We start from the raw sequence: 11666 nt of genomic DNA, 5'->3' as shown, positions 1-11666 counted from the left end.
GGTTGTGCGGGTCGCGGTCGGGGCCCGCCCATCGGGCGGCCCTTTCTCCGTGCGGCGGGGGCGGGCTGACGAAAGTCGGTCCGCGCCGTCTTTTGGCCGATTGCGATCATCCCTGCTGTTACGACAAGCAGAGGGCCGCACAGGTCGGAGAATGACATGACGGAAACGGCGCCCCCGGACCGGCGCCCCGCGCCCCCCTTCTGGGAGATGACGCAGCCGCAACAGGCCGCGGATCGTCTTGCGGGTTGGGTCGAGGCGCTGTTGGCGGGGATGGCGGCCGATCCGGGCCTTGTTCCGCTGCTGGTGGCCTATGAAACCCCCGGTCTGCCGCGGATCCTGCGCCCCGAAGGCCGGATTGCCGGCGATGCCACCCACCGCGCCGAAGCCGAGGCCCGGCGCCAGAACCGGCTGGCCCTTGCGGGTCATCTGCCCGGCCAGCCCGGGGCCACGGGGGCGGCCTCGTCGCTGGCGCTGCCGGTGGAGGGCTATGACGGCGCGGCGGGCCTGCTGACGATCGAGGTCGAGATCGCTGACAGGGCGGCCTTGCTGCGGCTGTTGTCGCTTCTGGCTCTGGCGACCGGCTGGGCCCATGTCGCGCGTCTGGACGCGCACCGCCACCGCGGCGCGGCCGACGAGGCGTCGGCCGTCTCGGCGCTTGAGGCGATCGTGGCCTTTATCGCGCACCGCCGCTTTTCCGAAGCCGCGCGCGCCCTGATGACCGATCTTGCCGCGCGCTTTGGCTGCGACCGGGTGGCGCTGGGCCTTGCCCGCGGGGCGACGGTGCGGGTGGCCGCAATCTCGAACACGGGGTCGTTCTCCCGGTCGCTTGGCCTTGTTCGGCGGCTTCGCGCCGCGATGGAGGAAGCCTTCGATCAGGAACGCGTCCTGCTTTGGCCCGCGCCGCCGGGGGACGACGCCGACATGATCCTTCAGCGGCAGGCCGAGCTTGCCGGGGGGGCGACGGATCGGGCGGTGGTGTCGGTGCCGCTGTTCGATGGCCGGCGTTACCGCGGTGTGATCCTGTTCGAACGGGCAGAGGCGCGCGGGTTCGACAGCGCCGAACTGGCCCGGATCGAGGCGCTGTGCAGCCTTCTGACCCCGATCCTGATCGAAAAGCGCGACAACGACCGCTGGCTGCCGGTCCGGGTGGCAATGGCGCTGCGTTCGGTGCTGGAAAATCTGCTTGGCCGCAGTCATCTGCTGGCCAAGGCTTCGGTTCTGGCCGGGGTGATGGCGCTTGGCGCGCTGTTCGTGCTGGATGGCACGCGGACGGTGGTGGCCGAGGCGGTGGTGCAGGGCACCGAGACGCGCACGCTGGCCGCGCCCTTTGCAGGCTTCATCGCCGAGGCTACCCGGCGCGAGGGGGACCGCATCGCAAAGGGCGATCTTCTGGTTCGGCTGGATGACCGCGAATTCACGCTGGAACTGACGCGGCTGACCGCGCTGCGGGCGCAGGCGGACCTGGAACTGGACAAGGCGATCTCGGACAAGAACCGGGCCGAGGCGGGGCTGCTGGAGTCTCGCATTCGCCAGATCGACGCGCAGATCGCGCTGACGGGCCAGCAGATCGCCCGCAGCCGGATCGAGGCGCCGTTTGACGGGCTGGTGACGGCGGGTGACCTGAGCCGCGCCATCGGCCGCTCGGTCGAGCAGGGCGAGGCGCTTCTGGTGATTGCGCCACTGGCGGAATACCGCGCCGATCTGTTCGTCCCCGAGGACGAGATCGACCTGATCCTGCCCGGCCAGAACGCGACGCTGAAGGTGACACCGCTTCCTGAACGCTCGTTCGGCTTGACGCTGCGCGCCACCATGCCGATTGCGCGCTATGAAAACGGCCAGACCCGCTATCAGGTCGAGGCGCGCTTTGACGCCCCGCCCGAGGTGCTGGTGCCCGGCATGACCGGCGCCGCGCGGATCGAGATCGACCGCGTCAGCCTTGCGCGGTTGTGGCTTCATCCGATCCGCGACCGGGTCCGGTTGTGGGTCTGGCGCCGGCTGGCGTTGTGACGCGATGGCGACGGCGTTCCTGTCGCAGGATTGGTATCGGGTGGCCGATCTGCGGCTGCGACGGCACGGCGATGTGACGACCGCGCGCCATGTCTATCGCGGCGAGGTCTGGCATGTGTTGCAGAACCCGCAAAGCGGCAAGATGCACCGGCTGACCGATGCGGCGCATGCCTTTTTTGCCCGGCTGGATGGCCGGCGCAGCGTGCAGGATGTCTGGCTGCGCTGCTGTGCGCTGTTTCCCGACCGGCCGCCGTCGCAGACCGAGATCCTGAACCTTCTGGCCCAGCTTCATGCCGGCGACCTGATCCTTGGCGACCGGCTGCCGAACCTGACCGAGATCGACCGCCGCACCCGCGAAGAAGACCGCCGCACGCTGCTGGCCTATGTCAAGAACCCGCTGTCGCTGCGTTTTCCGCTGTTTGATCCGGAACCGTTCCTGCGCTGGTCGGCGCCGGTGGCGCGGCTGGTGTTCTCGCCCTTTGGGGCTGTGGTGTGGCTGGTGCTGATCGGGGCGGCGCTGGCCGGCGCAATCCTGAACCGCGAGGCGCTGGCGCTGCCGGGGATGGACCAGATCGCCACCGCCGGAAACCTTGCCTATCTGGCAGTGGCCTATCTTGTCGTGAAGGCGCTGCACGAGCTGGGCCATGGCTATGCCGTCAAACGCTGGGGCGGCGAGGTGCATGAATTCGGCGTGATGATGCTGGTGTTCTTTCCGGTGCCTTATGTCGATGCCTCGCAGGCGACGTTCTTTCCGGGCAAGGGGCCGCGCATGATCGTCAGCGCCGCCGGAATTCTTGTCGAACTGGCGGTGGCGGCGGCGGCCTTTCTTGTCTGGCTGGCGGCCGATCCCGGCCCGGTGCGCACGCTGGCCTATAACCTGACGCTGATCGGCGGGATTTCGACGCTGTTGTTCAACGGCAATCCGCTGCTGCGTTTCGACGGCTATTTCGTCTTTGCCGATCTGATGGAAAGCCCGAACCTTGGCCAGCGGTCGAACCAGTTCTTCTGGCATCTGGTCCGCCGTGTGCTGCTGCGCGACCGCGACGCGCCCCCGCCGTTGGTGGCCCCGCGCGAAGGCGGGCTGCTGCTGGTCTATGCGGTGGGCTCGTTTCTTTACCGCATGTCGGTGCTGCTTTTCATCTCGATCTATCTGACGCTGGCGATGCCGGTCATCGGCGCGGCCCTTGCACTTTGGAGTCTGTTCACCGTGCTGATCCTGCCTGCCTTCAAGGCGCTGCGCTATCTGGTGGCCGACCCCGCGCTTGATCTTGTGCGCGCCCGGGTGCTGGCGCGGGCCGCGTTGCTTCTGGTGCTGGGCTTTGGCGCGGTGTTCGTGCTGCCGGTGCCGCATGTCACCACCGCCGATGCCGTGCTGGACCCGGCCGAAGGCAGCCTGTTGCGGGTGATGGGCAGCGGCTTTGTCGAACGGGTGCTGGTGGCCGACGGGCAGGCGATAAAGCCGGGCCAGCCGGTGCTTGAGCTTTCCGATCCGTTCCTGTCCCTGGAACGGCGGCTGGCGCTGGCCGAACGCGACGATGCACGGGCGCGGCTGGGGGGCTTGCCGCTGGCGGACCGCAACGGGCGCAAGCTTTGGCAAGAGCAGTTGGGCTTTTCCGAGGCGCGGCTGGCCGATCTGTCCCGGCGCGAGGCGATGCTGGTTCTGCGCGCCGAGGTGGCGGGGCGCGTCCATGTGCCCGAGGCGGCCAGCCTGCCGGGGCGCTTCCTGCAACAGGGCGAGGTGCCGGCGACCGTTCTGGCGCCGGGGCCGTCGCGCTGGCGCGTGGCCATTCCGGCGGCCGACGCCGGCCCGGTCGATGCTGGTTCCCGCCGGATCGAACTGGCGCCGCGTCTGGGTCGGCCGCTTGTCTATCGCGCCCGCATCCTTGCCCGCGCGCCCGAAGTCACCACGGCGCTGCCGTCCTTTGCGCTGACCACAAAGGCGGGCGGCGGCCTTTTGGTCGATCCTGCGGCTGAAAGCCCGATCAGCCTGACGCCGGTGGTGAACTATCTGCTGACGGTCGAGGCCGATCCGGCCGTGACCCTGCCGGGGGGCGCGCGGGCGCGGGTGCGGTTTGTTCACGACCCCTCGCCGATCGGGCCACGGCTTTGGCGGGCGCTGACGCAGACCTTCCTGCGCCAGTTCGGCAGCTAGGCCCGCCCCGATGGTGACCCTGCCCGAGATCGAGACCTATCCCGAACGGAAGCCCGACGGCCTGACCGACCGCGATGCGCTTGTGCTGGCTGTGCTGTCGCGGCTGGACCCGCGCCGCCTTCTGCGCAGGCCATGGGGGGGCGATACCGCCTTTGTCCGTGCCGTCCGCGCCGAGATCGCGGCGATTGCTGATCTGCCCGCCGATCCGGTCCGGCTGCGCGACCGCGCCCTTTGCCTGCGTCGCCGCGCGCGGCGGGGCCGGGTGGCCGATGCCGCCCTTGCCCCGGTGCTGGCCGAGGTCTGCGTGGCGGCGGGGCGCGTGTTGGGCAAGATGCCCTATGATGTGCAGATCGTGGTGATCCGCTGCCTGTTCGATGGCGAGATCGCCGAGATGGGCACCGGCGAGGGCAAAAGCCTGACCGCCGCCGTGGGTGCTGCGACGCTGGCGCTGGCGGGGCGGCGGGTGCATGTGATGACGGTGAACGACTACCTTGCCGCGCGCGACGCCGAAACCTTCGGCCCGCTGTTTGCGGCGCTGGGGCTGGGCGTTGCCTGCATCACCGACGACACCCCGCCCGAGGGGCGCAATACGCTTTACCGCCGTGATGTGGTGTTCTCGGCGGCGAAGAACATCCTGTTCGACTATCTGCGCGACCAGACCGGCCCGCAGGCCGGCACGCTGCGCGGTCTGGGGCGCAAGCTGCTGGCCTTTGGCCGGCCCCGCGCGCAAGGAGGGGCGCCGATCCTGCAAGGGCTGGATGCCGTCATCGTCGACGAGGCGGATTCGGTCCTGATCGATCAGGCGGCCACGCCCTTCATCCTGTCGGCGGGCGAGGCCAGCCTTGGCGGTCTGGACGAGCCGACACTGCGCGAGATGCTGGGGTTGGCCCGCGGGCTGGTCGAGGGCCGCGATTTCCGCAAATCCGAGGCCCGCCACCGCGTCATGCTGACCGATGCGGGCCGGGCAAGACTTGCGGATGGGGCGCAGGGCGCGCGCGGGCTGGTGGCCGTGGCGCCCGTGCGCGAGCATCTGGCCGGGCAGGCGCTGGTCGCGCTGCATATCCTGCGCCGTGGCCGCGATTATCTGGTGACCGATCAGGGCATCGCCATCATCGACGAAAGCACCGGGCGGCTGATGCCCGACCGGCAGTGGTCCGAAGGGCTGCACCAGTTTCTGGAACTGAAAGAGGGACTCGACCCCGGAGAGATCCGCACAACGCTGGGCCGGATCACCTTTCAGCGGTTCTTCCCGCGCTATCGCCACCTGTGCGGCATGACCGGAACCGCCCGTGCCGCCGCCCGCGAGTTGTGGGAAATCTATGGCCTGCGGGTGCGGCGCATCCTGCCGCGCCGTCCCGACATCCGCTGCCTGACCCCGGTGCGCGTGCTGCCCTCGGCCGCCCGGAAATGGTGCGTGGTGGCCGATCTGGCCGCGAGGCTGGCCGCCACCGGGGCGCCGGTGCTGATCGGGACGCGCACGCTGGGCGCCTCGCAGGATTGCGCGCGGGCGCTGGACGATGTCGGGCTGGCCTATCAGGTGCTTTCGGCCGAACACGCCGCCGACGAGGCCGGGATCATCGCCGGCGCCGGCCGTGTCAGCCGGATCACCGTGGCCACCAACATGGCCGGGCGCGGCACCGACATCATGCTGGACGACAAGGCCCGGGCGGCGGGCGGGCTTCAGGTCATCCTGACCGAGTTGCACGGCAACAGCCGCATCGACCGCCAGCTTGCCGGGCGCTGTGGCCGGCAGGGCGATCCGGGGACGGTTCACCGCATCCTGAGCCTTGACGACGATCTGATCCGCGACGAAGGCCCTTGGGCCATGACGCTGGCACGGCTTGCGCTGGTGCTGGGGGGGGCAGGGGGCTGCCATCTGGCGATGCGGGCGCTTCAGGCCCTCCAGTCGCGTCGTGCGGAACGTGCCCGCGCCAATCTTGCCCGCCAAGAGAGGCTTCGGGAACGCCAGCTTGCACTGTCCGGCCGGTTGGAGTGATCCCGGCATACCGCCGCGCCGCATCCTGTGCGCCATGGCGCCGGCCCGTTGGCGTGAGCCCGGCGCAGCGCCACCGCGTATCCCGTGCCGCATGGCGCCGCCGGTTGATTTTCCCGCGGCAGCCCCCGGTTCAGCAGCCGCGCAGGATCGGGCCGATGATCCGGGCAATCCGGTCCGCCACGATGTCGGCGGCGTCCAACCCATCCACCACATGATCCGACTGCCCCTTCACCCGGGCAGCCTGCACCGCAAGGCAGGGCCGGACAAGGCTTTCATACGCCAGAAGAAAATCCGACACCCATGCCGTCATTTCGGCGGTATCGGTCCAGCCGCCCGCGCTAAGCGTGGCGCCCAGCTTGCGCGCAAGGGCGATGTCGCGCTCGACCTCGATCCAGATTGCGCAGCGGATCAGCCGGCCATGCGCGGGGGGCAGCCGGCCCAGCGGGGTTTCGAACAGCACCGGCCCCCGCGCGGCCAGATCGGCCAGCACCCCGTCCAGCGCGGGGTGATACATCTCGTCCAGCGGGGCGCCGCGGTCCAGCCAGTGGCGCACCTCATGCGGGGGGCGGGCGGTCAGCACCTCGAACGAGTCAAAGCCCAGATAGGTAAGGCCAAGCTGTCCGGCCAGCCGGGCGCAGGCATGGCTTTTGCCCGCGCCGGGGATGCCGCTGATCGCGATGACGGGATGGGGAGGTGTCATGCGGCACGCGTTGCGGTCAGCACGAACCAGTCCATGTCGATCCGGCAGGGTGTCAGGCGGATCGTCAGGCCGGGCCTGATCTTGGCCAGCAGGCGACGGTAGATCTCGGGGCTGCGGTAGAAGGGCGCGAAGACAAGGTTGCCGTAATCCAGCGCCGAGCCTGTCGCCATGCCGGAAAACGCCGCCCGCTCGGCCAGGATCAGCCGCCCGCCGGGCGCCAGCGCGGCCAAGGCGTGCCCCAGCAGCGCGGCGGCCTCGGGTTCGGGCCAGTCGTGCAGGACGGATTTGAACAGCACCACATCGGGCGTGATGCCCGCCTGACTGCGCCAGTCGGGCCGGCGCATGTCGCCCGCGGCGAAGCGCACGCCGCCGCCCTGCATCCGGCCAAGCGCGCAGACCGCCGGCAGATCAAACACGACATGCGCCGCGGGTGCGTGCCCTGCGATCACCGCGCGGGCAAAAGCGCCGGAATTGCCGCCCGGTTCCAGGATCCGGGCCCCGGGCGGCAGATCCAGCAACGGCAGCAGAACCGGCGCCTCGGCCCGGGTCAGGGTGGCAAGATAATCGACCCATGGCCGGATCGCGGCCTGTGCCTCGGCCGACGCGCAGGCGGCGCGGGAATAATCGAACAGCGCGAACGTTCCGGCCCGCGCCATGAAGGCATCGGGATCGGCAAACAGCAGATCGCCATGCAGCGCCACGTCGCGCATCGCCCCGCGCAGGAAGGCCAGCCGGGCACGCACCCCCGGCGCGTCCTCGGCCAGTTCGCGGGCCAGAAAGGCGCGGCAGGCGTCCCCTGCGGCCGAAGCGTCGAACAGCTGCGGCAGGAAGCGGCGGCCCTCATCGGTCAGCCACGCCGAGGCCGGGGTGCCCGGCCAGCCTGCAAGAACCAGCCGTTCCAGCACCTGCACCGCCGGGATGTGGCCGGGCAATATTTCGGCCCAGCCCGGCGATGCCTGCGCGCTCACTCGGCTGCGGTTGCCACGGCTTCCGCCGCAGGCACCCTGTTGCCCAGCCGGTTGATGTTTTGCAGCGAATGCAGGTGGATGAAGCACAGCTCCAATTCGTCGGTGGCGAACATCTCGTGCAGCGACGCCTCGGGGATGGCTTTCAGACGGTCGCGGTTGATCGTCATGAAGCCGCTCAGCGTGCCGCTGCGCCCGGCCGGGGTGGAAAAGCGCGCCTGCGCCGGTTCCAGCAGGTCAAGCGATGCCAGCCGCTGGCAGAACAGCCGGGTGCGTTCGAACTGTGCCTGATACTGCGAGACGAAAGTCAGCATGTTCTGAAGAAAGCTGGTGCGGTTGCCGTCCACGTCGAACAGCCGCTCGCCGCGGCCGTCGCGGTTCAGACCGGCAAAGCCCTCGTCGATGCACAGTGTGAAGTTGCCCGCCTCTTGCGAGAAGACGAACGGATAGCGGCGCAGGAACGCGGGGATATAGCCGCCGGTCCAGCCGCCTTCGGCATCGACGCACAGGTTCGCATCCTGTTCGAGTCCCAGAATGATCGCGGGGAAGATCGCATCGCCCTGACCGGCAAAGACGATCGGATGATCCGGCACCGCCGAGGCGAATTCGGCCGCCAGCAGCGGCACCGAATTCAGATCGCGGGCAAAGTCGAACGAGTCGGACATTTTCACCGAGACGTCGCGATGGGCCTCGGACGACAGCGGAACCACGCGTTCATAGATCAACAGTTGCTTGGACATTCTGACCTCCTGTCCTGTTCATGGCGATGGCCGTGGCACCGTCGGTCGAGCGGTGCAGCCACGGGGGCTGCCACACAATCGCCGGATCGGGGCCTTTCGGCTTCGCTCCTGCCTTTTGCTGCCTGCAACATCTAACTCTTTGATGCGGCGCGCAGGGGTCGCAGAAGGATGGGGCGGCAAGGCAAAAGCGCGACCGGACGGAAGGGGAGGCATTCGTGGTCAGGAGGCATCGCCAAAAGGATCAGACCCCCTGACCAAGGATACCTTCGCCCGGCTTATTGCACCGTCAGATCCAGCGTGCAGCGTTGCCCCGCGACCAGCCGTTCGTCGCCGTTGGGCAGCGCCACCCGGATGCCGAAGGTGCGCGAGGCAGGATCAAGCACGGTATCGACCGACAGGATCGGCGCCACGATCTCGGCGCCTTGCGGGATCTCGGGATGGATGCGGACCTTGTCGCCCGGGCGGACCCTGTCGTGAAGATCGGCCGGCAGAAAGGCATCGACATGGATGGGATCGGTCTGGACCAGCACCGCCACATGGCGGTCGGCGGTGACATATTCGCCCGCCGACAGGGTGACGTCGGTGACGACGCCGCCGAAGGGCGCGCGGATGCGGGTGTTTTCCACCGCGATCCGCGCCCGGTCTGCCTCGGCCAGTGCCGAAGCGCGGTCGCTTTCGGCCTGCCGCAGTTGTGAGCGTGCGATCGCCACCTCATAGCGCAGTTCTTCCACCTTCACGAGACTTTGCGCGTTCTGCCGTTCCAGCTTTTCGGCGCGGGCCAGTTGCGCGCTGGCGAAATCAAGCCGCGCTTTCTGCGTGGCGATTGCCGCGTCCGAGGCCGCCCTTGCCTGAAGGATGCGCAGCGCCGCCGTCTCCATCGTCGCATCGGTGCGGGCGATGATGTCGCCCTTGGTCACGCGCTGGCCCTTGTCCACAAGGATTTCCTCGATCACGCCCTGCGTGCGCGAACTGAGTTCGATGACACGCGCGGCTTCCATCACGCATTCGAAGCCGGTGCTGGCCGATGCGCCCGTGGCCAGTGACAGGAACAGGGCAGACAGCAGGGCCGGCCGGAACAGGCCGGGCGGCAGGCGATGGGGGGGGGCGGTCATCGGATCTCCTGTCGGGCGCGCCCGGCGATCGGGGCGCGCAAGGGCCGCAAAAGCGCGCCTTCGTCGCCGAACCGGCGGATATAGGCGGCGGTCAGGCCAAGACACTCGGTCGAGGTGCAAAGGCCGCGGTGTGGGCATCGGTAAAAGTCGTTCAGGTCGAAATCGGTCCAGAACTGCGGGTCGATGACCAGCAGGGGCTGGGTGTTGACCAGCAGGGGGGCATCATCGCCCAGCAGACATTCGGGAATGTTTTTCACTTCGACATGGCGCCCCAGCGTCCGGGCCGCCGCGATGGCCGTCCGCAGTGGCGGCAGCACATCGGCCAGAGGCACGCAAAGCGCCTTGCCGTCGATTTCCGACATTGGAAAATAATTCCAGAACTCGTGCTGCACGATGCAGGCATAGCCGCCGAAGGCCGCGACGATCCCGGGCAGGTCATCGACGCTTTCGGCGGTGATGACCGTGTTGGTGATGACCTGCACGCCCGGATGATGCGCCTCGATCAGATCCAGCCCGGTGCGCATCCGCCGCCACGATCCCGGCACCTTGGTGATGGCATCGTGGCGGGGTCCGGTGGCCGCGGTAACCGAGATGAAAAACTCATCCACCCCCGCTGCCACCAGCCGGTCCAGATAGTCGCGCCGATGCAGCTGCATCCCGTGTGTCTGCACCCGGACATGGGCAAAGCCCGCCCCGCGCGCCCGGGCCACGATCCGGGCAAGATCGTGGCGCAGCGTGATCTCGGCCCCCGTCAGCACCAGCCCGTCCCACGGGCGCTCGGCCGCCTGCCGGTCCAGCACGGCCGAGAATTCGGCGTCCGAGGCACCCTGAAGCCGGCTCATCGCGCCTTCGATCATGCAATGCGTGCAGCGCAGATTGCAGCGGAACTCCATCGCGACCGAGACCCAGCGATCATGGTCGCGCAGGCCAGACCGCTTCTGTCCGCTGCCCGCGGGCGAAGTCGTGCCGATACGGAACCTGTCCAGCGGGCTGTCAGTCATCCTTGCGCACATTGCTGCATTGGCGGCCGACCCTATGCCGCCCAGCCCGAAACAGGAGGCTATCATGGTGTATGGGTGCGCAAGTCCATCGATGCTTCCCCCGCCTTTTCGCCGTCCCGACCATCCTGAGGTTCCGGCCTGCATGGCCGCGTCAGGAATGCGGAATGGTCAGGACGGGGCCCCGGCCCCCGCCTGACACGCAAAAGCGGTCGGGGAATGCGATCACCGCCGCGCCACCCCGCGCAGGCGCCGCGCGCGACCGGGGGGCAGCCTCGCGGCATCCATCCGGGCTGGGCGCCGCCGTCCATACCCGGGGGCAAGGGTCAGGACGGCGGACGCAGATAATCGGGCAGCCGCGGCGCGGCATGGCCCTCGGCCCCCCACCTGTCCGAGACGGTCATCCCCCCCGCTCCGATCAACTCCAGACATTTCGGGATCGCTGCGAAAATCGCCTGCAACGACAGCGTGATCGAGGCCGGCTGCCCCGGCAGGTTCACGATCAGCGACCGGCCCCGGATGCCCGCCGTCTGCCGCGACAGGATCGCGGTCGGCGTCTGTTGCAGACCGGCAAACCGCAACAACTCGCCAAACCCCGGCAGTTCCTTCTCGATCGTCAGGGCCATCGCTTCGGGCGTCAGGTCGCGCGGCGATGGGCCGGTGCCGCCGGTGGTGAACACCAGCGCCGCGCCTTCAAGATCGCACAACTCCACCAGCGTGTCGCGGACCGATTCGATCCCGTCGGGCACGATCCGGCGGATGATCCGGTAAGGCGAGGTTACCACGGTCTCCAACCAGTCCGCGATGGCCGGACCGCTCGTATCCTCGTAATCGCCGCAACTTGCGCGGTCCGATGCGGTGACGATGGCGATCTTCATCCCGTTCTCCCTGCTTCCGGCATGTCCAAACCTGCGATGCCCGCGCAGAATTGGAAAGGGTCCATCCCCGGTTTCCCAGACCTTCCAGATGCGCGTAAGGGCGAAAACTTCGCCCCGG

9 protein-coding genes are annotated in these 11666 nt (G+C 68.7%); 3 read left to right on the top strand and 6 right to left on the bottom strand.

All coding sequences use genetic code 11. The annotated features are described in order from the left end of the window. Positions 1-156: 156 nt before the first annotated feature. From CRO07_RS15090 to CRO07_RS15080, 3 genes are read left to right on the top strand one after another with little or no spacing between them, the layout of a single operon-like run. Positions 157-2007: an HlyD family efflux transporter periplasmic adaptor subunit gene (locus tag CRO07_RS15090; protein WP_097031503.1), complete on the top strand. Its 1851-nt coding sequence runs from the start codon at positions 157-159 to the stop codon at positions 2005-2007. 4 nt (positions 2008-2011) lie between these two features. After that, entirely contained in the window at positions 2012-4159 is a 2148-nt protein-coding gene (locus tag CRO07_RS15085) for a PqqD family peptide modification chaperone (protein WP_097031502.1), read from the top strand. 10 nt (positions 4160-4169) lie between these two features. Then, positions 4170-6155: a preprotein translocase subunit SecA gene (locus tag CRO07_RS15080; RefSeq protein ID WP_097031501.1), complete on the top strand. Its 1986-nt coding sequence runs from the start codon at positions 4170-4172 to the stop codon at positions 6153-6155. Between the two features lie 130 nt (positions 6156-6285). On the opposite strand, the gene CRO07_RS15075 is transcribed toward CRO07_RS15080, so the two are convergent. The 6 genes from CRO07_RS15075 to mog all read right to left on the bottom strand — a co-directional run bounded on the left by CRO07_RS15075 (position 6286) and on the right by mog (position 11548). Continuing rightward, complete coding sequence (locus tag CRO07_RS15075; protein ID WP_097031500.1) at positions 6286-6855, bottom strand: nucleoside/nucleotide kinase family protein; 570 nt, start codon at positions 6853-6855, stop codon at positions 6286-6288. Next, positions 6852-7823, bottom strand: a complete 972-nt coding sequence (locus CRO07_RS15070; RefSeq protein ID WP_097031499.1) for a methyltransferase — start codon at positions 7821-7823, stop codon at positions 6852-6854. Before CRO07_RS15070 ends, CRO07_RS15075 begins: the two co-directional genes overlap by 4 nt. Beyond that, on the bottom strand, positions 7820-8560 hold the full coding sequence (locus CRO07_RS15065) for a SapC family protein (protein ID WP_097031498.1): 741 nt from the start codon (positions 8558-8560) through the stop codon (positions 7820-7822). The genes CRO07_RS15070 and CRO07_RS15065 overlap by 4 nt, the downstream gene beginning before the upstream one ends. Before the next feature lie 275 nt (positions 8561-8835). Then, on the bottom strand, positions 8836-9672 hold the full coding sequence (locus tag CRO07_RS15060) for an efflux RND transporter periplasmic adaptor subunit (protein WP_176504587.1): 837 nt from the start codon (positions 9670-9672) through the stop codon (positions 8836-8838). Continuing rightward, complete coding sequence (locus CRO07_RS15055; RefSeq protein WP_097031496.1) at positions 9669-10673, bottom strand: radical SAM protein; 1005 nt, start codon at positions 10671-10673, stop codon at positions 9669-9671. The genes CRO07_RS15060 and CRO07_RS15055 overlap by 4 nt, the downstream gene beginning before the upstream one ends. Positions 10674-10996: 323 nt before the next feature. Then, entirely contained in the window at positions 10997-11548 is a 552-nt protein-coding gene (gene mog / locus CRO07_RS15050) for a molybdopterin adenylyltransferase (protein WP_097031495.1), read from the bottom strand. Positions 11549-11666: the final 118 nt, after the last annotated feature.

The organism is Cereibacter ovatus (genome assembly GCF_900207575.1).
In the GTDB taxonomy this organism is placed as follows: domain Bacteria; phylum Pseudomonadota; class Alphaproteobacteria; order Rhodobacterales; family Rhodobacteraceae; genus Cereibacter_A; species Cereibacter_A ovatus.
The sequence above is the reverse complement of the archived record's forward strand: the minus strand, read 5'-3'. Positions and strand labels throughout refer to the sequence as shown.